The sequence below is a fragment of the Roseomonas sp. TS2 genome, from assembly GCF_058833935.1.
On sequence record NZ_JCACVY010000017.1, the window covers coordinates 19,401 to 41,088 of the forward strand.

The following is a 21,688-nucleotide window of genomic DNA, read 5'->3' on the forward strand; positions in this document are numbered from 1 at the left end:
GTCCATGTGGCGCGCCAATGAGTTCGGCTCGTGGGATTGATGAGCATTATAGATCGGACAGGAGCGCCCGGCTGCGCTAGGGAGAAGGCACTCTCCTGCCCCGCAGGCTGCCACCCAGGGAACGCCCGATGAACGCCATCCACCACTCCAAGGTCCGCCCCGGCGACCCGGCCCTGGCGGCGCGGCTGAAGCGCGAGACCGAGGGCGAGGTGAAGTTCGCCCCCGCCGACCGCGGCCGCTATGCCACCGATGCCAGCATCTACCAGGTGGAGCCGGTCGGCGTGCTGGTGCCGAAGACCATCGCGGACGTGCAGGCGGCGCTGGCCATCTGCCGCGAGGCCGGCGTGCCGGTGCTGCCGCGCGGCGGCGGCACCAGCCAGTGCGGCCAGACCGTCAACCGCGCCCTGGTGATCGACTGCACCAAGCATCTGCGCCGCGTGCTGGAGGTGGACGAGGCGGCCGGCATCGCCCGCGTCGAGCCTGGCATCGCCCTCGGCGCGCTGAACGACGCGCTGAAGTCCCGCAAGAAGTTCTTCCCCGTCGATCCCTCCACCTGGGCGCGCTGCACCATCGGCGGCATGGCCGGCAACAATTCCTGTGGCAGCAAGTCCATCCGCTACGGGCTGATGGCCGACAACGTGCTGGCCATCGACGCGCTGCTGGCCAGCGGCGAGCGGCATACCTTCGGCGAGCTGCCGGACAATCTCGGGGCCGGGATGCCGGCCGGCGTCGCCGCGCTGGTGCAGTCGCTGCGCGCCCTGGGGGCGGCCGAGGCGGAGGAGATCGCGGCGCGCTTCCCGAAGCAGTTGCGCCGCGTCGGCGGCTACAACATCGAGGCGTTGACCCCCGCCGCGCGCGCCGAGGGTCGCGGCAACCTGGCGCGGCTGCTGGTGGGCAGCGAGGGGACGCTCGCCTTCTCCGCCTCGCTGGACCTGAAGCTGTGGCCGATCAAGCCGCGCAAGGTGCTGGGCATCTGTCAGTTCCCCACCTTCCGCGCCGCCATGGCCGCCAGCCAGCACCTCGTCACGCTGAACCCCGAGGCGGTCGAACTGGTGGACCGCACCATGATCGACCTCGGCCGCTCCATCCCGATCTACCGCGCCACCATCGATCAGATCGTGCGCGGCGAGCCGGACAGCCTGCTCATCGTCGAGTTCCACGGCGATGACGACGCGGCCCTGCTGCGCGACCTCGACCGGCTGGACGAGATGATGGGCGATCTCGGCTACCCCGGTGCCGTGGTGCGCGCCACCGACGCCACCCTCCAGGCCAGCATCGCCGAGGTGCGCGAGGCGGGGCTCAACATCATGATGAGCATGAAGGGCGACGGAAAGCCGGTCTCCTTCATCGAGGACACGGCGGTCGACCTGCCCGACCTCGCCGACTACACGGAGCGGCTGAACGCGGTGTTCGAGCGCCACGGCACCAAGGGCACCTGGTACGCCCATGCCAGCGTCGGCTGCCTGCATGTGCGGCCCGTGCTGAACATGAAGGATGGCGCGGATGTCGCGAAGATGCGCGCCATCGCCGAGGAATGCTTCGCCCTCGTCCGCGAATACAAGGGCAGCCACTCGGGCGAGCACGGGGATGGCATCGTCCGTTCCGAGTTCCACGAGAGCATGTTCGGCGCCCGCATCGTCCGCGCCTTCGAGGCGGTGAAGGACGGCTTCGACCCGGAGGGGCTGCTCAACCCCGGCCGCGTCGTCCGCGCGCCGCGCATGGATGACCGCTCCCTGTTCCGCTACCCGCCCGGTTACCGCGCGGACGAGGCGGTGAAGCCGGCGCTGGACTGGTCCGCCTGGCCCGGGCCGCAGGGCGGTTTCCTCGGCGCCGTCGAGATGTGCAACAACAACGGCACCTGCCGGAAGTTCGACGCCAACGTCATGTGCCCCTCCTTCCGCGTGACGCGGGAGGAGCAGCACCTGACGCGCGGCCGCGCCAACACGCTGCGCCTGGCGCTGACGGGTCAGCTCGGGCCGGACGCGCTGGCCGGCGACGAGGTGGCCGAGGCGCTCTCCCTGTGCGTCTCCTGCAAGGGCTGCAAGCGCGAATGCCCGACCGGCGTGGACATGGCCAAGATGAAGATCGAGGTGCAGCACGCAAGGGCGCGGAAGCATGGCATCAAGCTGAAGGACCGCATCATCGCCGAGCTGCCGCGCTGGGCGCCCTGGGCGGCGCGGCTGCCGGAGGTGGCCAACGCGCGCGACACCATCCCCGGCCTCGCCGGCCTCTCCGAGCGGATGCTGGGCCTGGCCGCCGGCCGCACCCTGCCGAAGTTCCGCCGCGACGTGTTCCGCGACCGCGAGGCGGTGACCGGCGGCCCGAATCAGGAGGTGCTGCTCTTCGCCGACACCTTCAACCGCTACTACGAGCCGGAGGTGCTGCGCGACGCGGTGACGGTGCTGGGCCATGCCGGCTACCGCGTCCGCCCGGCCCGGGCGCATGAGGGCCGCCCGCTCTGCTGCGGCCGCACCTACCTCGCCGCCGGCATGGTGGACCGCGCGCGGGAGGAGGCCCGGCGCACGCTGGAGGCGCTCTCCGGAACCGATGCGCCGGTGATCGGGCTGGAGCCCTCCTGCCTCACCACCCTGCGCGACGAGTTCCTCTCCCTCCTCCCCGGGGAGGAGAGCCGGAAGCTCTCGGAGCGCGCCTTCCTCGCCACCGAGTTCCTGGCGAAGGAGGATGGGCTGCTGCCGCTGCACGGCATCCAGGCCCCCCGCGCCCATATCCACGGCCATTGCCACCAGAAGGCCTTCGGCGCCTTCCCGGCGGCGGTGAAGACGCTGCGCCGCATCCCCGGGCTGGAGGTGGCGCCCATCGCCTCCTCCTGCTGCGGCATGGCGGGCAGCTTCGGCTACGAGGCGAAGAATCTGGAGGCGAGCAAGGCGATGGCGGAGCTTTCCCTGATCCCGGCGGTGCGCGCGGCGGCACCGGAAGACCTGATCGTGGCGGACGGCACCTCCTGCCGCCACCAGATCCGCGACCTCGCGGGGCGCGAGGCGCTGCACTCGGTGCAGGTGCTGGCCCGCGCGGCGCGCCCGGCATGAGCCTCTCCCCGCCGGATGTCCTCGGCTTCTGGTTCGGCGACGACGCCACGGTGTTCCGCCCCCGCTGGTTCCAGCGCGACGACGCCTTCGACGAGGCCATCCGCGCCCGCTTCGGTGCGGCGGTGGACCCGGCGCGGGAGGGGGCGCTGGATGGCTGGGCGGAGACGCCGGAGGGCGGCCTCGCATTGGCGATCCTGCTGGACCAGTTCCCCCGCAACCTGTTCCGCGGCACGCCCCGGGCCTTCGCCAGCGATGCCCATGCCCGCGCCATCGCCCGCCGCGTGGTGCTGGAGCGGCGGCACGACCTGGCGCTGCACCCGGTGCAGCGGAGCTTCCTCTACCTGCCCTTCGAGCATTCCGAGGCGATGGCCGACCAGGAGCTTTCCGTCGCGCTGTTCGAGGGCCTGCGGGACCACGCGCCGTCCCGCCAGCCCGGCGGCGTCATCGACTATGCCTGGCGGCACCGGGCCGTAATCCGCTGCTTCGGCCGCTTCCCGCACCGGAACGCGGCGCTGGGGCGGGCGGACACCGCCGCCGAGGCCGCCTATCTCGCGCAGCCCGGCGCCGGCTTCTGAAGGCCGGCCCGGCGGCGGGGCCGGTTTCGCCGCGCCCGATTCACAAGAACGTGCGCCGAATCCGGCCTTCCCCGCGGCGCGGCGTGGGCGGCACCGCCCCGCCGCCGCATCGTGTGCTGTCCCACCCCGGCTCGCAGGGCAATTTCCCGCCCAGAACAGCGATTTAGCCAGTCGGGACCGAACTCTGTGACAGTTTCGCCACAGGCCCCATTCATTGCAAAACCGTACCGCAACTTGGAGATGAAACTCTGGTTTTCCCTGCGCCCGTCCACTGGGTTGCCAAGGAATATGACCATGACGCTTCGTCGCCTGCTTCTCGCCGCCACCGTCCTCGCCACGCCGGGCGTTGCCCTTGCCCAGGGCACCTCTTCCTCTCCCTGGTACTCGCCCATGGGCTGGCTGCCGACCGCCGCGGCCGAGCCGGTCTCGGGCGTCTATATCGGCGCCGGCGCCGGCTGGAACCACTCCGACGCGCGTGGCCTGACGGCCCAGGGCGGCAACGCCGCCTACTTCGACGGCACCTCGGGCAACCGCCAGGGCAACCTCGGCTTCGAGGAGGGCTTCATGGGCGCCCTCTCGGTCGGCTACGGCTTTGGCAACGGCTTCCGCACCGAGATCGAGGGCAGCTACCGCTACAACAACGTCGACCGCCTGGGCGGCTTCCAGAACCGCGCCGGCGGCGCGCCGGGCGTGGCCTTCCGCAACATCGACGGCGACATGCAGCAGTACGCCGTGATGGCGAACGTGTTCTACGACTTCCAGCTGCCGCGCTGGTTCCCGAACATGCCGGTGGCCGTGGTCCCCTACATCGGCGGTGGCGTGGGCTACATGTGGACGGAGCTGGAAGCCAGCGGCGCCCGCCTGCCGGCCGGCGCCAACAGCGTCCGCATCGATGACTCCGCCGGCCAGTTCGCCTATCAGGGCATCGCCGGCCTGGCCTTCCCGATCACCGCCGTGCCGGGCCTCTCGGTCACCGCCGAGTACCGCTACACGGGCGCGCTGCAGACCAAGTTCGACGGCACGGTGCGCAACCCGGCGGGCGGCGTCGTCTCGCGCGGCAGCTACGAGGTGGACCAGGCGCACAACCACTCCGCCATGCTGGGCCTGCGCTATGCCTTCAACCAGCCGGTGCCGGCCGCGCCCGTGCCGGTCGTGGCGCCCGCGCCCGCCGCTGCCCCGGCTCCGGCCCGCACCTATCTGGTGTTCTTCGACTTCGACCGCGCCGACCTGACGGACCGCGCCCGCCAGATCATCGCCGAGGCCGCCCAGAACAGCAGCCGCGTGCAGACCACCCGCATCGAGATCGCCGGCCACGCCGACCGCTCGGGCTCGCCGCAGTACAACCAGCGCCTCTCGCAGCGCCGCGCCGATGCGGTCGCCGCCGAGCTGGTCCGCCTCGGTGTCGCCCGCTCCGCCATCGGCGTGCAGGCCTTCGGCGAAAGCCGCCCGCTGGTGCCGACGGCCGACGGCGTGCGCGAGCCGCAGAACCGCCGCGTCGAGATCGTCCTGCGCTGATCACGCAGGCCGGTTCCGCACGGAACGAGAGGGGGGCGCCGCGAGGCGCCCCTTTTTTCATGCCGCCCTCCGCGCGGCGGCGGCATGAAAAAAGGGCGGGGCGCCATGGCGCCCCGCCCGGCCGGGTGGGTGTAATCCCTCAGTTCATCCGCGTGGGCGGGTCGCCCGGCGGATCCCCGAGCGGCGGGATGTCGGGCGCATCCGGCGTCGGCTGGTCCGGCCCCGGCGGCTCGTCGATCGGCGGCTCCGGCAGGTCCGGGCCCGGCGGCTCGCCGGGCGGCGGCATCGGCGCCGGCGGATCGGTCGGCGGGATCGGGATCTGCGCCCGGATGCCGGTGTCTGGCAGGCCTTGGACTCGCATGGGGTCCCTCACTCCTGTTCAAGGATAGAGAAGCGGGCGGGGAGGCCATGGGTTGCCGCCCCGGGCGCCGAATTCGCCCCGCATGGCGTGAGGCACAGCCATGACATCTCTCATGTTGCAGCGCACAAAAATTCTCCCCTAGTCTGAGGCTGAGGGAAAGCCGTGCACGGCCTCGACTGACGGAGAGTCGGATGCGACGTAGGGATTTTGTCCGCCATGCCTCGGCGGGGCTGCTGGCGGCGCCCGCCCTCCTGGCCGCGGGCCGGGCCAGGGCGGTGGAGCCGGTCGATGTGGAGCTGGCGCTGGCGGTGGATGTCAGCCGCTCGGTGGACGCGGAGGAGCAGGAGCTGCAATTCCGCGGCTATGCCGCCGCCTTCCGGGACCCGCGCCTGCTGGACGGTATCGCGCGCGGGGCGATCGGTTCCATCGCCGTATGCTTCTTCACTTGGTCCGACTGGAACGTGCAGGAGCTGCTGGTGCCCTGGGCGCGCATCGACGGGCGGGAGAGCGGCGAGCGCTTCGCCGCCGCCATCGACGCCGCGCCGCGCCGCACGCACCTCTACACCTCGATCTCCGCCGCCATCGACTACGCGGCCACGCTGTTCGGCCAGGGCTATGAGGGCACGCGCCAGGTGGTGGACATCTCCGGCGACGGCGTGAACAACTCCGGGCGGCCGCTGGCCCAGGCGCGCGCCGACGCGCTGTCCCGGGGCATCATCCTGAACGGCCTGGCGGTGCTGGACCGCACCCCGCCCCCCGCGCAGTTCGCCACCCTCCCCCCGCCGCTCGACGACTACTACCGGGACGAGGTGATCGGCGGCCCGGGCGCCTTCCTGATGGTGGCGGAGGGCTTCCAGGCCTTCGAGGGCGCAGTGCGGCGCAAGATCATCCGCGAGATCGCCAGCAATCCGCCGCCCGGCCCGCTGGTGGAGCGCGCCTACGCCTGAGGGCGGGCGCGCTGCCCTGCGCGCCCCGCAGCCCCGTCCCCCGGCCCCGTCCTCTGGCGCCGGGGCGTGCCCGGGCGCATGGTCGGCGCCTCTGCCCCCACAGGAGGAAACGGCGCCGGATGCAAGAGGAAAACGATGGCCTGCCGCAGCCGCAGCGGCTCTGGGCGATCCTGGCGCTCGCCGTCTCCATCGCCATGGCGGTCATGGATTCCTCCATCGCCAATGTCGCCCTCCCCGCCATCGCGGCCGATCTGCGCGTGCCGCCTTCCGACGCCATCCTGGTGGTGAACGCCTACCAGATCGCCGTGGTGATGGCGCTGCTGCCGCTGGCCTCGCTGGGCGAGCTGATCGGGCATGAGAAGGTGTACCGCACGGGGCTGGCGCTGTTCGTCATCGCCTCGCTGTTCTGCGCCATGGCCGATTCCCTCACCGGCCTCGCCACCGCGCGGGCCGTGCAGGGGCTCGGTGCCGCCGGGCTGATGAGCGTCAACACCGCGCTGGTACGCTTCATCTATCCGCAGCGCCTGCTGGGGCAGGGCGTGGGTGTCAACGCGCTGGTGGTGGCCATCTCCTCGGTGCTCGGGCCGACGGTGGCTGCGGGCATCCTGAGCGTGGCGCACTGGCCCTGGATCTTCGCCGTCAACATCCCGGTGGGCGCGCTGGCGCTGCTGCTCGCCATCCGCTTCCTGCCCGCCACGCCGCGCGCCCGGCGCCGCTTCGACGCGGCCAGCGCCCTGCTCAGCGCCGCCACCTTCGGCCTCGTGATGACGGCGCTGGAGCAGTTCGCCCGCGGTGCCGCCCCCTGGCAGGCGGGGCTGATCCTGGCCGGCGGCGTGGCGGCCGGCATCGCCCTGGTGCGGCGCCAGGCCGGGCGGCCGGCGCCGCTGCTGCCGGTGGACCTGCTGCGCATCCCCATCTTCGCCCTGTCGGTCGCCACCGCCATCTGCTCCTTCGCCGCACAGATGCTGGCCTTCGTGGCCCTGCCCTTCTTCCTGCAGCACGGCCTCGGCCGCAGCCAGGTGGAGACGGGGCTGCTGATGACACCCTGGCCGCTGGTGCTCATCATCGTCTCGCCGCTGGCCGGGCGTGCCTCCGACAAGCTGCCGGCAGGTTTGCTGGGCGGCCTCGGCCTCGGGCTGATGGCCACAGGGCTGGCGCTGCTGGCCTGGCTGCCCGAGGCGCCCACCGCCCTCGACATCGGCTGGCGCATGGCGCTGTGCGGCCTCGGCTTCGGGCTGTTCCAGAGCCCCAACAACCGCACCCTCCTCTCCTCCGCCCCGCGCGAGCGCAGCGGCGGCGCCAGCGGCATGCTCTCCACCTCCCGCCTGCTGGGGCAGACCAGCGGCGCGGCGATGGCGGCCTTGACCTTGCGGCTGGCCGGGGAGAATGGCGCCACGGCGGCGCTCGGCGTCGCCGCCACCATCGCCGCCGGCGCGGCGCTGATCAGCTTCACACGCCTCACACCCCGCATCCGCTGAGATCGCCCTGCCAGGAGTGCCGCCCATGTCCGCCGAGCCGAAACACCCCTCCCCCGAGGCGCTGGGAGAGGAGATCCTGCGCCAGACCGCCGCCTGCGGCCCCGGCAAGTCCATCTGCCCGAGCGAGGTGGCGCGCGCCCTGATGCCGGACCCGCTGTGGCGCAGCCTGATGACACCCGTGCGCCACGCCGCGCTGAAGCTGCAGAAGGAAGGGCGCATCGAGATCCTGCGCAAGGGCAAGCCGGTGCCGGCCGAGGAGGTGCGCGGCGTCATCCGCCTGCGCGCCGCCGGCGCGGCCTGACGCGCGGGCCGCTTCCCTTCTCCTGCGAGGTCGCTTTTCCATGCGGCGCATCCTTCCCTTCCTCGGCGAGGCCTGGGCGCTGGCGCGCCCCTACTGGAACAGCGAGGAACGCTGGCGCGCGCGTGGCCTGCTGGCCGTGGTCGTGCTGCTGAACCTGGCGCTGGTGGGCATGGGCGTGCTGCTCACCTACTGGCAGCGCGCCTTCTACAACGCGCTGGAGGCAAAGGACTTCGCGGCCTTCACCGGGCTGATCCTGTGGGGCCAGGGCGGCGAGGAAGGCTTCATGCCCGGCTTCTCCCTCATCGCCGCGGCCTACATCCTGGTGGGCGTCTATGCGCTGTATCTCCAGCAGGCGCTGCAGATCCGCTGGCGCCGCTGGCTGACCGACCGGATGCTCTCCGGCTGGCTGGAGAAGCGCGCCTATTACCGCATCGCGCTGACCGATGCCGGCACCGACAACCCCGACCAGCGCATCGCCGACGACACCCGCCTCTATGTGGACGGCACCCTCGTCCTCGGCCTCGGGCTGATGAACGCGGTGGTGACGCTGGCCTCCTTCGTGGTGGTGCTGTGGGGCCTGTCGGGGCCGATGGAGGTCTTCGGCCTCTCCATCCCCGGCTACATGGTGTGGGTGGCGCTGCTCTATGCCGGGCTCGGCACCTGGCTGGCGCACCTGATCGGCCGCAAGCTGATCGGGCTGAACTTCCTGCAGCAGCGGGTGGAGGCGGATTTCCGCTACGCCCTGGTGCGCTTCCGCGAGACCATGGAGGGCGTGGCGCTGCATGGCGGCGAGGCGCAGGAGAAGCGCGGCCTGCTGGCCCGCTTCGGCGCCGTCATCCAGAACTGGTGGGGCATCATGCGCGCCACCAAGCAGCTCACCTTCTTCACCGCGGGCTACGGGCAGCTCGCGGTCATCTTCCCCATCGTCGTCGCGGCGCCCGCCTTCTTCGCCGGGCGCATCCAGCTCGGCGGGCTGATCCAGACCTCCTCCGCCTTCGGCGAGGTGCAGGGCTCGCTCTCCTGGATCGTCACCAACTACGCGCGGCTGACCGAGTGGCGCGCCACGGTGGAGCGCCTCACCGGCTTCCAGCGCGCCCTGCGGGCGGCGCAGGAGGCGGCCGGGGAAGGCCCCTCCCTCACCGCCGGCGGCGGCGACGGGCTGCGGGTGGAGGCGCTCTCCATCGCCCTGCCCGATGGCCGCGCCCTGACACAGGATGCCGCGCTGCACCTGGCGCCGGGCGAGGCGGTGGTCATCACCGGCGCCTCGGGCAGCGGCAAGTCCACCCTGTTCCGGGCGCTCGCCGGCATCTGGCCCTTCGGCACCGGGCGCATCGCGCTGCCGCCGGGCGAGGCGCTGTTCCTGCCGCAGCGCCCCTACATCCCGCTCGGCACGCTGCGCGCCGCCATCTGCTACCCGCATGATGCGGCAGGGTATCCGGAGGAGGCCGTGGTGGCGGCGCTGGAACAGGCCGGCCTCGGCGCGCTGCGCGGCCGGCTGGACGCGGTGGAGCCCTGGGAGCGCCGCCTCTCGGGCGGCGAGCAGCAGCGGCTGGCGCTGGCCCGCGCCCTGCTGCTGAAGCCGCGCTGGCTGTTCCTCGACGAGGCGACGGCCAGCCTCGACCCGGAGGCGGAGGAGCATCTCTACGCCACGCTGCGGCGCGAACTGCCGGAGACCGCCATCCTCTCCATCGCACACCGCCCCGCCGTGGTGCGCCACCACGACCGGGTGCTGCGCCTCTCGGAGGGGCGGATCGGTCCCGCCTGAAGGGGTGGCGCGGCCCCTTCAGGCGCTGCCGATGAAGATGCCCGTCAGCAGCACCAGCACGCCGCCCAGCACCACCTGCACGATGGCGCTGGTGAAGGGCGTCTCCATGTAGCGCCAGCGGATCCAGGCGATGGCGAACAGCTCCAGCGCCACGATCACCCCCGCCACCGCCGTGGCGGTCCAGAAATCCGGGATCAGATACGGCAGGGTGTGGCCGAGGCCGCCCAGCGTCGTCATCACGCCGCAGACGCCGCCGCGCAGCCAGGGATGGCCGCGCCCGGTGATCTCGCCATCGTCCGAGAGCGCCTCGGTCAGCCCCATGCTGATGCCGGCGCCGATGGAGGCGGCGAGGCCGACGACGAAGGCATCGCCCGAGTTCTGCGTGACGAAGGCGGCGGCGAAGATCGGCGCCAGTGTGGAGACGGAGCCGTCGATCAGCCCCGCCAGGCCCGGCTGCACCACCTGCAGCAGCAGCATCCGCCGCGCCTCGGCATCCTCGGCGCTGCGGGCGTCGGCGGGCAGCAACTCGGCCTCCAGCGCCGCGGCGCGGTCCTCGTGCTTCTGCTCGATCTCGGCGAGGTCGCCGAGCAGGCGGCGCACCTCGGTGTCACGCGCGCGCTCGGCGGCACGGGCATAGAACTGGCCGGCCTCGCGTTCCATCAGCGCCGCCTGGGCGCGCACCGTCTCGATCCGCAGATCCCGCATCAGCCAGACCGGGCGGCGCTTCATGAAGCCGCGCACATCCTGCCGGGTGATGTAGGGCATCTCCCGCCCGAACTTCGCCTCGTAGAGGGTCAGCAGGCGGTGGCGGTGCTCCTCCTCCTCCGCCGCCATCGCGTCGAACAGCGCGGCGGAGGCGGGGTAGCTGGCCCGCAGCCGCAGCGCGAAGCTGCGGTAGATGCGGGCATCCTCCTCCTCATTGGCGACCGCCAGGGCGAGGGTCTCGGCCTCCGTCAGGTCCTGGAAGCGTTTCATGCGGGTGGCTCTCCTGCCCGGCATTGTTGCCGCGGAGCCCGGGCGAGGCAACCCGGCAGGCGCAGTTTCCGCCGATCTTTCAGGTACTTGGAGAGAATGCGCCGCGTTCTCAACCCGGCTTCGCAAAGCCCCCGGCACGGCCCATGATGCGGCTCCGAACCCGCAGGAAAGGATCTGGCCCATGACCGCCGTGCTGCAGCCCGCCATCGACCATGTGGTGATCAATGTCGGCGACAGGCTGGACGACGCGGCCGGGCGCTACGCCCGGCTCGGCTTCCAGCTCACCGAGCGCGGGCATCACTCCCTGGGTTCCAGCAACAACCTCGCCATCTTCGGCACGGACTACCTGGAGCTGCTGGGCTTCGAGCCAGGCCGCGCGGCGGCGCGGCCGGAACTGCTGAGCATGCCGGCCGGCCTGGGCGGGCTGGTGTTCAAGCCGCCGGCCGATGCCGGCTTCCGCGACCGCGTGGCCGCCGCCGGACTGCCGGTGCAGGATTCCCGCGAATTCGTCCGCCCCGTCGCGCTGCCGGACGGCACCAGCCCGGAGGCGCATTTCCGGGTGACGCATCTGGGGCCGGAGGTCACCTTCGGCGGGCGCGTCTTCTTCTGCCACCACTTCACGCCGGAGCTGGTGTGGCGGCCGGAATGGCAGCGCCATGCCAATGGCGTCACCGGCATCGCCGAGTTCGGCATCGTCAGCGACGACCCGGCGCGGGCGCTGGCGCCCTACAAGGCGCTGTTCGGCGAGGAGGCGATCCGGCCCGTGGCGGGGGGGCTGGCCATCCAGGCGGCGCAGGGCGCCGTGCTGGTGCTGCTGCCCGAGGCCGCGCGCAGCCACTGGGGCGAGGGCCTGCCGGAGCTGCCCGCCAGCGGCGAGCGCATGGTGGCGCTGAGCTTCCGCACCGGGGGAACCGGGCTGGACACGGCGCGGGCGGCGCTCCAGTCCGGCGGGGTGCCGATGCTGGAGAAGCCGGGCCGCATCCTGGTGCCGGCCGAGGAAGCCTGCGGCGTGGCCCTGGCCTTTCTCGGCTGAGGCGGCGCCTCAGGCGCCCGTAAAATGGCCGGGCTGGGCGGCGCGCAGCGTCTCCACCCGGCCCAGCGTGTCCGCCAGATGGCGCCGCAGCGCCATGGCGGCGCCGGCGCCGTCCCCGGCCAGGATGGCGCCGGCGATCGCCTCATGCTCGCGCAGGATGGTCTCGGCCTTGCCGGGCGCGGGCAGGTGCAGGCGGCGCAGCCGGTCGAGATGCCCGCTGCGGCTGCGCACCATGGCCCAGAGCGGGGAAATGCCGGCCGCCTCGTGGAGCGCCTCGTGGAAGGCGTCGTCGGCAGCGGTAAGGCCGGCATGATCCTCCCGCGCCACCAGCGCCTGCCGCGCGAGGTGCCCGGCCAGCACCTCGCCCAGCGTGGCCGGGGGCGCGGCGGCGAGCGCCTGCACCATCTCCAGCTCCACGGCGCGCCGCAGGAACTGTGCCTGGCGCGCGCTGGTCAGGTCGATCGGCGCCACGCGGGTGGAGGCGCTCGGCACCACCTCCACCAGCCCCTCCGCCTCCAGCCGCATCAGCGCCTCGCGCACCGGCGTCTGGCTGAGGCCGAGCTGCGCCGCCAGCGCCGCGCGGGAGAGCACCGCCCCCGGCGGCAACGCCAGGGTCAGGATGGCCTCGCGCAGGCTGGCATAGGCGAAGGCGCCCGCCGAGGGAGGGCGTCCGAAGGGCTGCAGGGGAAGGGCGGCAGGCGGCTGGATGACGGACATGGTGGGAACCTTATAAGCCCGGCACGCGAAATCCGAAATATCGGCTGCTTGCCGGACAAGGTGATGTCCGGTATCGAGGATGGCAAGGCCGCCCTGTCGCGACGGCCGGATCAGGGAAACGTTCCATGGCCCCAGCCTTGCCCCGAGCCTTGCCCCGCCTCCTGGTGGCGCGCCGCCTGACCCCGGCCGCCACAGACCGCGCCCGCCGCGAGTTCGACGCCCTGCTGGCGGAGCACGACATGAGCACGGAGGAGGCGATCGACGCCGCCGCCGCGCACCGGGCGGAGGCCATCCTGATCGGCCCCAAGGTGAAGCTGGATGCCGCCGCCATCGCCCGGCTGCCGGGCCATGTGAAGCTGATCGCCAACAGCAGCGTCGGCTACGACCACATGGATGCCGAGGCCGCCCGCGCCCGCGGCATCCTGGTGACCAACACGCCGGACGTGCTGACCGACTGCACCGCCGACCTCGCCTTCCTGCTCATCCTCGCCGCCTGCCGCCGCGCGCATGAATACGAGGCGCTGATGCGCGCGGGCTGGCGCAAGGGGCTCGGCCTGCCGGACATGCTGGGCGTGCGGCCCTCCGGCAAGGTGCTCGGCATCGTCGGCATGGGGCGCATCGGGCGGGCCGTGGCGCAGCGCGCGCGCGGCTTCGGCATGCGCATCCTCTACCACAACCGCAGCCGCCTCTCCCCCGATCTGGAGCAGGGCGCGGAATACTTCGCCTCGGTGCCCGAGATGCTGCCGCACTGCCAGATCCTCTCGCTGCACCTGCCGGGCGGCGCGGCGAATGGCGTGCTGATGGACGAGGCCGCCTTCGCCGCCCTGCCGCGCGGCGCCGTCTTCGTCAACACCGCGCGCGGCTCGCTGGTGGACGAGGACGCGCTGCTCGCGGCGCTCACCTCCGGCCATCTCTTCGCCGCCGGGCTCGACGTGTTCCGCCGCGAGCCCGACTACGACACGCGCTTCGCCGCCCTGCCCAACGTGTTCCTCACGCCGCATGTCGCCAGCGCCACGCTGGAGACGCGCGACGCCATGGGCCTGCGCGCCCTCGACAACGTGGCCGCCATCGCCGCCGGCCGCGCTCCCCTCGACCCTGTCTGACCCGGAAGCCCTGCCGCCATGAGCGAATCCCCGAGCAGTTCCCCCCTGCCCCGCGTCAAGTCGCCCGAGGAGCTGCGCAGCCGCCGCTGGTTCGGCCCCGCCGACCTCCGCTCCTTCGGCCACCGCTCCCGCGCCATGCAGATGGGCTACGCGCCGGAGGAATGGACCGGCAAGCCGATCATCGCCATCCTCAACACCTGGTCGGACCTCAACCCCTGCCACGCGCACTTCAAGCAGCGCGTCGATGACGTGAAGCGCGGCGTGCTGCAGGCGGGCGGCTTCCCCGTCGAGCTGCCGGCGATCTCGCTGGACGAGAGCTACCTCAAGCCCACCTCCATGCTCTACCGCAACCTGCTGGCGATGGAGGCGGAGGAGCTGATCCGCAGCCACCCCGTCGATGGCGTGGTGCTGATGGGCGGCTGCGACAAGACGACGCCGGGCCTGATGCTCGGCGCCACCAGCGCCAATGTGCCGGCCATCTACCTGCCCGCCGGCCCCATGCTGCGCGGCAACTGGGCCGGCAAGGTGCTCGGCTCCGGCTCGGATTCCTGGAAGTACTGGGACGAGCTGCGCGCCGGCAAGATCACCGACAAGGACTGGCTCGGCGTCGAGCAGGGCATCGCCCGCAGCTACGGCACCTGCATGACCATGGGCACGGCCAGCACCATGACGGCGATCGCGGAAGCGGCCGGCATGTGCCTGCCCGGCGCCTCCTCCATCCCGGCGGCGGATGCCAACCACATCCGCATGGCCTCCGCCTGCGGCCGCCGCATCGTCGAGATGGTGTGGGAGGATCTGACGCCGCAGAAGATCCAGACGCGCCCGGCCTTCGAGAACGCCATCGCGGTGGCGATGGCCATGGGCTGCTCGACCAACGCCATCATCCACCTCATCGCCATGGCGCGGCGCGCGGGGCAGGATATCGGCCTCGACGATTTCGAGCGCTACAGCCGCAAGGTGCCCGTCATCGGCAATGTGCGCCCCTCGGGCAGCACCTACCTGATGGAGGATTTCTTCTACGCCGGCGGCATCTGCGCGCTGATGGGCAACATCCGCGAGCACCTGCACCTGGACTGCCTCACCGTCACCGGCCGGACCATGGGCGAGAACATCGCCGACGCGAAGGTCTACAATGACGACGTGATCCGCCCCCTCTCCAACCCGATCTATGGCGAGGGGTCGCTCGCGGTGCTGAAGGGCAACCTCGCCCCCTCCGGCTGCGTCATCAAGCCCGCCGCCATGGACCAGAAGTTCCTGAAGCACTCCGGCCCCGCCGTGGTGTTCGACGACTACCCCTCGATGAAGAAGGCCGTGGAGGACGAGGATTATCCCTTCACGCCGGACAGCGTGCTGGTGCTGCGCAACGCCGGCCCGCAGGGCGGCCCCGGCATGCCGGAATGGGGCATGCTGCCCATGCCCAAGAAGCTGCTGAAGATGGGGCTGCGCGACATGCTGCGCATGTCGGATGCGCGCATGTCCGGCACCAGCTACGGCGCCTGCATCCTGCACGTCTCGCCCGAGAGCTTCGTCGGCGGCCCGCTGGCGCTGCTGCAGACGGGCGACATCATCGAGATGGACGTGCAGGCGCGCAGCCTCAACATGCTGGTCTCCGAGGAGGAGCTGGAGCGCCGGCGCGCCGCCTGGGTGCAGCCCGCGGCGCGCTACGAGCGCGGCTATGGCTGGATGTTCACCAAGCACATCCGCCAGGCCGACGAGGGCTGCGACTTCGACTTCCTGGGCACCGAATTCGGCGCCCCCGTCCCCGAACCCGTCATCTACTGAGCGAAGGCGAAACGCCCATGGCCCTGAGCCCCGAGACCCGCGACAAGCTGAAGCAGGTCAGCACCGCCACCCTGGCCACCGCGCTGTTCAAGCGCGGCTTCCGCAGCCAGATGATCCAGGGCGTGCAGCCGCTGCGCCCGATGGCGGAGAGCATGGTGGGGGAGGCCTTCACGCTGCGCTACATGCCGGCGCGCGAGGACCTCAACAAGCTCGACGTGTTCCGCGACCGCGCCCACCCGCAGCGCAAGGCGGTGGAGGAATGCCCCCCCGGCGCGGTGATGGTGATGGACAGCCGCAAGGACCCGCGCGCCGCCTCGGCGGGCGGCATCCTGGTGACGCGGCTGCAGCAGCGCGGCGTGGCCGGCGTCGTCACCGATGGCGGCTTCCGCGACAGCGCGGAGATCGCCACGCTCGACATGCCGTCCTTCCACGCCCGCCCCTCGGCGCCCACCAACCTGACGCTGCACCAGGCCATCGACATCAATGTGCCGATCGGCTGCGGCGACGCGCCCGTGTTCCCGGGCGATGTCATCGTCGGCGACAATGACGGCGTCATCGTCATCCCCGCGCATCTCGCCGACGAGATCGCCACCGAGGCCACCGAGATGACGGCCTTCGAGGATTTCGTCACGGAGAAGGTGCGCGGCGGCCAGAGCATCCTCGGCCTCTACCCGCCGACCGACGAGAGCAACCTCGCCGCCTTCGCCGAATGGCGGAAGGCGAACGGGCGCTGACGCGCCGCCGGGGGAGGCCGCCCTCCCCCGGCTTTCGCCGCCTCAGTCGAAGCTGAGGAAGCCCGGCATCTCGCTGATCGGCCGCGCGGCCTTCAGCTTCGCGAGGTCCGGCACCGGGCGGGCGAGCGCCGTGTCGCCCGCCGTCGCCGCCTCGATGGCGGCGGCCACCGCGATCACCAGCGCGTCGCCGCCGCGCGGGCCGACGATCTGCAGGCCGAAGGGCATGCCCGCATGGTCCACGCCGAGCGGGATGCTGATGGCCGGGTGGCCCACCAGCGTCACCGCATAGGCCATGGCCAGCCAGTGGAAGTAGTTCTTCGTCGGCTGGCCGTCGATCTCGGACGGGTAAAGCTCGCTCCACGGGCGCGGCGAGAGGGTGATGGCGGGGGTGATGATGACGTCCACGCCGCTCTCGAAGAAGCCCTGCCACGCGCGGTACATCTTCGTCTGCGCCACCGAGGCACGGGCCACGTCATTGGCGCTGTAGCGCAGCCCCTCCTCGACATTGGCGCGCACATTGGGGCCGACATCCTGCGGCCGCACCCGCACCTTCTCCTCATGCGCGGCCAGGAAGTTCAGCGCGCGCAGGATGGCGAAGGTCTCGTCGGCGCCGTCACAGTTCGGCGTCTTCTCCTCGACGCTGGCGAAGAAGGGCGAGAGCGCCTTCATCCGCTCGGCAAAGACGGCGCGGATGTGCTTCTCGGTCGGCGCGAAGCCGAAATCCGGCGTGGCGGCCACGTGCAGGGTGGAGAGGTCCACCGCCTCGTGCAGCGGCATGCCGCGCCGCACGTCGATATCGGGCAGGGTGTAGGCCAGCGGGTCGAGCGCGTGGTCGGCGGCCATGACGGAGAGCATCAGGGCAAGGTCGCCCATGTCGCGCGCCATCGGGCCCAGCACCGGCAGGTTGGACCAGCCGAGCAGGCGGCGCTCCGCCGGCACCAGGCCGGGGCTGGGGCGGAAGCCGACGATGCCGTTGAAGGCCGCCGGGTTGCGCAAGCTGCCGCCGGTGTCCGAGCCGCTGGCCAGCGGCACCATCGAGCAGGCCAGCGCCACGCCGGAGCCGCCCGAGGAGCCGGCCGCCGAGCGCGTCGGGTCGAAGGGGTTGCCCGTCGCGCCATAGACGGCGTTGCGCGTGTTGGCGCCGGCGCCGAATTCCGGCGTGTTGGTCTTGCCAAGCACGATGCCGCCCGCCTCGCGCAGGTCGGCCACCATGGAGGAATCCCTGGCGGGCACGTGATCCTTGAAGATCGGGCTGCCGAAGGTGGTGCGCAGCCCTTCCGTCTCGTCGAGGTCCTTGATGCCGAGCGGCAGGCCGTGCAGCGCGCCGAGCGCCGCGCCCTGCATCACCGCCTGCTCGGCCTGCTTCGCGGCCGCGCGGGCGCGCTCCTCGTCCATGGCCGTCATGGCGTTCACGGCGTGGTTCACGGCGCCGATGCGCGCGAGGCAGGAATCCAGCAGCTCAACAGGCGAGAGCTTCTTCTCGCCGATCAGGCGGCGGGCGGTCACGGCGGGCAGGTCACACGGTTCAGTCACGCGGCAGGCTCCTTTTCATCCGGTCCAGGCAAGGGGCTGCGCGGCGGCCCGCCGCGCAGCCATTCCCTCAATAGCCGAGCGCGCAGCCATCCTTGCGGGGGTCGGAGCCGCCGATCAGCACGCCGCGCGCATGGTCGATCAGGATCGCCTGGCCGCCGCCATGCGGCTTGTCGATCAGCTCGCAGCTGTGGCCCAGCCGGTTCAGCCGGTCGATCACCGCGGCCGGGACGCCGCGCTCCACCTGCACCTTGCCCTGGTAGGGGAAGAGGCGCGGCAGATCGAGCGCCGCCTGCACGTCGAGGCCGAACTCGAAATGGTTGGACAGGAACAGCGTCTGCCCCATCGGCTGGAAATGCCCGCCCATCACGCCATAGGGCATGATGGCGCGGCCATCCTGCATCACCATGCCGGGGATGATGGTGTGCATCGGCCGCTTGTTCGGCGCGATGCAGTTCGGGTGGCCTTCCTCCAGGCGGAAGCCGAAGCCGCGGTTGTGCAGCATCACGCCGCTCTTCTCGGCCAGCAGGCCGGAGCCGAAGCTCTCGAACAGCGAGTTGATGAAGGAGCAGGCGTTGCCGTCGGCGTCGACGACGCAGAGATACACCGTGTCGCGGTGCTTCGGCAGCATCTCGGCCATGCCGGCGGGCGGCAGCTCGGGCATCGCCGCGTCGTCGCGGATCAGGGCGCGCAGCTTGCGGGTGTAGTCGTCGCTGGTGAGCTTCGCCACCGGCACCTCGACCTGCGAGGGATCGGCCAGGAAGCCGTCGCGGTCGCGGTAGGCGAGGCGCGCCGCCTCGATGTGGCGGTGCAGCCGCTCGGTGGAGAGCGGCCCCTGCTCCGGCGTCTCGCACTGGCCGAGCACGCCCAGCATCTGCAGCACCAGCAGTCCGGAGCCGTTCGGCGGGCACTGGAAGATGTCGAGGCCCTTCCAGCGCGTCTGGATCGGCGTGACGAACTCGGCCACGTCCAGCCCGGCGGCGAAGTCGGCCTCGGTGTGGGTGCCGCCGGCGGCGCGCAGCGTCGCCACCATGTCGGCCGCGATCTCGCCCTCATAGAAGGCCTTGGCGCCGCGCTCGCCGATGGCGCGCAGCGTGCGGGCCAGCTCCGGCTGGGCGAAGCGGTCGCCGATGGCGTAGGGCTTGCCGTCCTTCAGGAAGCGGCGCGCGGCGGCCGCCTGCTTGCCCAGCTTGGGCGCCGCCGATTCCCAGTCGCTCGCCACGCGGGCATGCACGGGGTGGCCTTCCTCGGCGATCCGGATGGCGGGCGCCAGGATCTGCGCCAGGCTGAGCTTGCCATGCGCCTTGTTCAGCTTCTCCCAGGCCGAGATGGCGCCCGGCACCGTCACCGAATGGGCCGAGGTGGCGGACATGGCGGTGAGGCCATCGGCGCGCAGCTTCTCCGGCGTGGCGCCGGCCGGCGCCCGGCCGGAGCCGTTCATGGCGATCACCTGCCCCGTGCCGGCGGGCGCGTAGAGGCAGAAATTGTCGCCGCCGATGCCGGTGGATTGCGGCTCGATCACCGCCAGCACGGCGCAGGCGGCGATGGCCGCGTCCAGCGCGTTGCCGCCCTGGCGCAGGATGTCGATGGCGGTGAGGGTGGCCGCCGGCATGGAGGTGGCGGCCATGCCATGCGTGGCCAGGACGGGGCTGCGGCCGGGGGCGTGGAAGTCGCGCATGATGGTCCTTACGGAAGCGAAAACGTCGATGGGCAGGGGGAGAGGCCGCCGGCGCCCGGGGATGGGCGGCGCGCCTTTTGCGGCGCAGCATTCCATCGGCCGGGCCTCGGCGGCCTCTCGCGGGGCGCTGACGCTGGCACGGCTGGCGCGCCGCGTAAATGCGGCCACTTCCACCGCCGCCCCCGCTGCGCTATCGGATGGAGATGGAAGCCACCGCGACGATCGAAGATTTCGACCGCCTCGACATCCGTGTCGGCACCGTGGTCGATGCGCAGCCCCTGGAGGGGGCGCGCAAGCCGGCCTTCCGGCTGGAGATCGACCTGGGCCCGGAACTCGGCATCCGCCGCTCCTCGGCGCAGATCACCGTGCACTACACGCCGGACAAGCTGATCGGCCGCCAGGTGCTCTGCGTGGTGAACTTCCCGCCCCGCCGCATTGCCGGGTTCGAGAGCCAGGTCCTGACCCTGGGCCTGCCAGACCCGGAGGGTGCGGTGGTGCTGCTCCGACCCGATTTCGCCGTCCCGAATGGCGGCAGGATGTTCTGAACCATGGCGCCGCGCTACTACACCGTCAGCTGGGACCAGCTTCACCGAGACAGCAAGGCCCTGGCCTGGCGGCTGGTCGAGAAGGGCCCGTGGAAGGGCATCGTCGCCATCACGCGTGGCGGGCTGATCCCCGCCGCCATCGTGGCGCGCGAGCTGGATTGCCGGATGATCGAGAGCGTCTCCATCATCACCTATGACGAGGAGGTGCGCGGCGAGCCGCAGGTGGCCAAGCCGCCCGTCGCCGCCGGCGATGGCGAGGGCTGGCTGGTGCTGGACGACCTGGTGGACACCGGCACCACGCTGCGCGTGGTGCGCGGCCTGCTGCCCAAGGCCCACTTCGCCACCGTCTATGCCAAGCCCGCCGGCAACCCGCTGGTGGACACCTACATCACCGAGGTGAGCCAGGACACCTGGATCCTGTTCCCCTGGGACACCGAGCCGCAGTTCATCGCCCCCATCGCGCGCTCGGCGGTGCCGAAATAGGCCACCGCCAGTCCGGGGCCCGCGCGCGGGCCCCGGTTCCACCCGCCCCTCAGTAGCCCCGGTCCGGGACCACCCGGTTGGGCATCGGCTGGCCGGCGCGCGCCGCCCGCAGATTCTCGAAGAAGATGTCCAGGCTGCGGTCGTTGTAGGTGGCCGGGTCGTCGGACGACATGTGCGGCGTGACGAAGAGGCCCGGCGTGCGCCACAGCCGGCTTTCGGGCGGCAGCGGCTCGGGCACCGCCACGTCGGTCACGGCGCCGCCGAGATGGCCGCTCTCCAGCAGGTCGCACACCGCGTCCTGGTCCCACAGCGCGCCGCGGCCGATATTCACCACCTTGCCACCGCGCGGCAGCAGGGCGAGGCGGCGGGCGTCGATCATGCCGCGCGTCTGCGGCGTCAGCGGGCAGGCAAGCAGCAGGAACTCGGCGCGCGGCAGCACGGAATCGATATCGCTCTGCGCCACCACCTCGTCGCACGACTCGTGCGGGGTGGCGCTGCTGCGCACGCCGATGACATGCATGCCGAACTGCTTCGCCCGCGCGGCGACCGCGCCGCCGAGCGAGCCAAGGCCCACCACGCAGACGGTGCGCCCCGCCAGGACGGAGGCGAAGCGCGGCGCCCACTGCCCCTGGCGCGCGTCATGCGCGAACCACGGCACATGGTTGGCCAGCATCAGCAGCGCCATGATGCCGAACTCGCCGGCCTTGGCGGCATGGGTGCCGCGGTTGTTCAGCAGCGTCACCTGCTCCGGCAGCCAGTCGAAGGGCGCCAGCCGGTCCAGCCCGGCCGAGGTGCAGAAGATGGTGCGCAGCTTCGGCGCCACGCCGGGCAGCGCACCCTTCGGGAAGCGCTGGTGCACCACCTTCGTCCAGGTGACGATGGCCTCGGCATCGGCCATGGCGGCGGCGAAGCCGGCATCGTCCGAGGCGAAGCTCACGCGGAGATCCGCCATGTCGGGCGCGCGCGCGATGGCCGCGTCCCATTGCTGCGGCGTGATGGGGAAGACGGTCTCGTCGGCGGGGTTCTGGACATGGATGCGCATGGCGCGGAGGGTCGCAGGATGGCGCGCCGCGTCAAGACGGTTACGCACCAATTGACAGGCCGCCGCGTTGCGCGCCC

At 71.9% G+C, this 21,688-nt stretch carries 19 protein-coding genes; 13 read left to right on the plus strand and 6 right to left on the minus strand.

All coding sequences use genetic code 11. The features are described 5' to 3' along the window. The first annotated feature begins 128 nt into the window (after positions 1–128). The 3 genes from ACZJYS_RS05455 to ACZJYS_RS05465 all read left to right on the plus strand — a co-directional run bounded on the left by ACZJYS_RS05455 (position 129) and on the right by ACZJYS_RS05465 (position 5,137). A complete protein-coding gene (locus ACZJYS_RS05455) occupies positions 129–3,047 on the plus strand; it encodes an FAD-binding and (Fe-S)-binding domain-containing protein (protein ID WP_493176342.1) in 2,919 nt (972 codons plus the stop codon). Continuing rightward, entirely contained in the window at positions 3,044–3,622 is a 579-nt protein-coding gene (locus tag ACZJYS_RS05460) for a DUF924 family protein (protein WP_493176344.1), read from the plus strand. The genes ACZJYS_RS05455 and ACZJYS_RS05460 overlap by 4 nt, the downstream gene beginning before the upstream one ends. 294 nt (positions 3,623–3,916) lie before the next feature. Continuing rightward, entirely contained in the window at positions 3,917–5,137 is a 1,221-nt protein-coding gene (locus ACZJYS_RS05465; protein WP_109518548.1) for an OmpA family protein, read from the plus strand. 139 nt (positions 5,138–5,276) lie between these two features. On the opposite strand, the gene ACZJYS_RS05470 is transcribed toward ACZJYS_RS05465, so the two are convergent. Further along, positions 5,277–5,498, minus strand: coding sequence for a hypothetical protein (locus tag ACZJYS_RS05470; RefSeq protein WP_109518547.1), 222 nt, complete (start codon positions 5,496–5,498; stop codon positions 5,277–5,279). 191 nt (positions 5,499–5,689) lie between these two features. On the opposite strand from ACZJYS_RS05470, the gene ACZJYS_RS05475 reads away from it, so the two are divergent. The 4 genes from ACZJYS_RS05475 (at position 5,690) to ACZJYS_RS05490 (ending at position 9,989) form a co-directional block, all read left to right on the plus strand. After that, entirely contained in the window at positions 5,690–6,445 is a 756-nt protein-coding gene (locus ACZJYS_RS05475; RefSeq protein ID WP_493176349.1) for a DUF1194 domain-containing protein, read from the plus strand. Between the two features lie 119 nt (positions 6,446–6,564). Continuing rightward, a complete protein-coding gene (locus tag ACZJYS_RS05480) occupies positions 6,565–7,923 on the plus strand; it encodes an MFS transporter (RefSeq protein ID WP_379648510.1) in 1,359 nt (452 codons plus the stop codon). Positions 7,924–7,948: 25 nt separating this feature from the next. Beyond that, positions 7,949–8,224, plus strand: a complete 276-nt coding sequence (locus ACZJYS_RS05485) for a DUF3253 domain-containing protein (protein ID WP_493176351.1) — start codon at positions 7,949–7,951, stop codon at positions 8,222–8,224. Between the two features lie 40 nt (positions 8,225–8,264). Next, positions 8,265–9,989, plus strand: a complete 1,725-nt coding sequence (locus ACZJYS_RS05490) for an ABC transporter ATP-binding protein/permease (protein WP_493176354.1) — start codon at positions 8,265–8,267, stop codon at positions 9,987–9,989. Positions 9,990–10,007: 18 nt separating this feature from the next. Here the strand turns inward: ACZJYS_RS05490 and mbfA are convergent, their stop codons facing one another. Continuing rightward, on the minus strand, positions 10,008–10,964 hold the full coding sequence (gene mbfA / locus ACZJYS_RS05495) for an iron exporter MbfA (RefSeq protein ID WP_109518542.1): 957 nt from the start codon (positions 10,962–10,964) through the stop codon (positions 10,008–10,010). A 181-nt stretch (positions 10,965–11,145) separates the two neighbouring features. Between mbfA and ACZJYS_RS05500 the strand changes: the two genes are divergently transcribed. Next, the gene (locus ACZJYS_RS05500) at positions 11,146–11,997 is read left to right on the plus strand and encodes a VOC family protein (RefSeq protein ID WP_493176356.1); all 852 of its coding nucleotides are present in this window, start codon (positions 11,146–11,148) and stop codon (positions 11,995–11,997) included. Positions 11,998–12,006: 9 nt separating this feature from the next. Here ACZJYS_RS05500 and ACZJYS_RS05505 read toward each other — a convergent pair whose 3' ends face one another. Beyond that, a complete protein-coding gene (locus ACZJYS_RS05505; RefSeq protein WP_493176358.1) occupies positions 12,007–12,714 on the minus strand; it encodes a GntR family transcriptional regulator in 708 nt (235 codons plus the stop codon). A gap of 125 nt (positions 12,715–12,839) precedes the next feature. On the opposite strand from ACZJYS_RS05505, the gene ACZJYS_RS05510 reads away from it, so the two are divergent. Genes ACZJYS_RS05510 through ACZJYS_RS05520 form a run of 3 tightly spaced genes read left to right on the plus strand, consistent with a single transcriptional unit; the run spans position 12,840 to position 16,333 of the window. Beyond that, positions 12,840–13,817 carry a 2-hydroxyacid dehydrogenase gene (locus ACZJYS_RS05510; protein ID WP_379633805.1) on the plus strand — a complete coding sequence of 326 codons (978 nt, stop codon included), beginning with the start codon at positions 12,840–12,842 and terminating at the stop codon, positions 13,815–13,817. 18 nt (positions 13,818–13,835) lie between these two features. Next, positions 13,836–15,599 (plus strand): L-arabinonate dehydratase, encoded by a 1,764-nt coding sequence (araD, locus tag ACZJYS_RS05515; RefSeq protein WP_493176361.1) that lies wholly within the window; start codon positions 13,836–13,838, stop codon positions 15,597–15,599. Between the two features lie 17 nt (positions 15,600–15,616). Continuing rightward, positions 15,617–16,333, plus strand: coding sequence for a ribonuclease activity regulator RraA (locus ACZJYS_RS05520; protein WP_109518538.1), 717 nt, complete (start codon positions 15,617–15,619; stop codon positions 16,331–16,333). A gap of 42 nt (positions 16,334–16,375) precedes the next feature. Here ACZJYS_RS05520 and ACZJYS_RS05525 read toward each other — a convergent pair whose 3' ends face one another. Both ACZJYS_RS05525 and ggt read right to left on the minus strand, forming a co-directional pair. After that, on the minus strand, positions 16,376–17,866 hold the full coding sequence (locus ACZJYS_RS05525; RefSeq protein ID WP_493176363.1) for an amidase: 1,491 nt from the start codon (positions 17,864–17,866) through the stop codon (positions 16,376–16,378). A 67-nt stretch (positions 17,867–17,933) separates the two neighbouring features. Beyond that, the gene (gene ggt / locus ACZJYS_RS05530) at positions 17,934–19,541 is read right to left on the minus strand and encodes a gamma-glutamyltransferase (protein WP_379648521.1); all 1,608 of its coding nucleotides are present in this window, start codon (positions 19,539–19,541) and stop codon (positions 17,934–17,936) included. 203 nt (positions 19,542–19,744) lie between these two features. On the opposite strand from ggt, the gene ACZJYS_RS05535 reads away from it, so the two are divergent. Together ACZJYS_RS05535 and gpt are read left to right on the plus strand one after the other, a co-directional pair. After that, positions 19,745–20,086: a tRNA-binding protein gene (locus ACZJYS_RS05535; RefSeq protein WP_109518577.1), complete on the plus strand. Its 342-nt coding sequence runs from the start codon at positions 19,745–19,747 to the stop codon at positions 20,084–20,086. 3 nt (positions 20,087–20,089) lie between these two features. After that, positions 20,090–20,569: a xanthine phosphoribosyltransferase gene (gpt, locus tag ACZJYS_RS05540; RefSeq protein WP_109518535.1), complete on the plus strand. Its 480-nt coding sequence runs from the start codon at positions 20,090–20,092 to the stop codon at positions 20,567–20,569. Between the two features lie 49 nt (positions 20,570–20,618). Here gpt and ACZJYS_RS05545 read toward each other — a convergent pair whose 3' ends face one another. Then, entirely contained in the window at positions 20,619–21,611 is a 993-nt protein-coding gene (locus ACZJYS_RS05545; protein WP_493176366.1) for a D-2-hydroxyacid dehydrogenase, read from the minus strand. Positions 21,612–21,688: the final 77 nt, after the last annotated feature.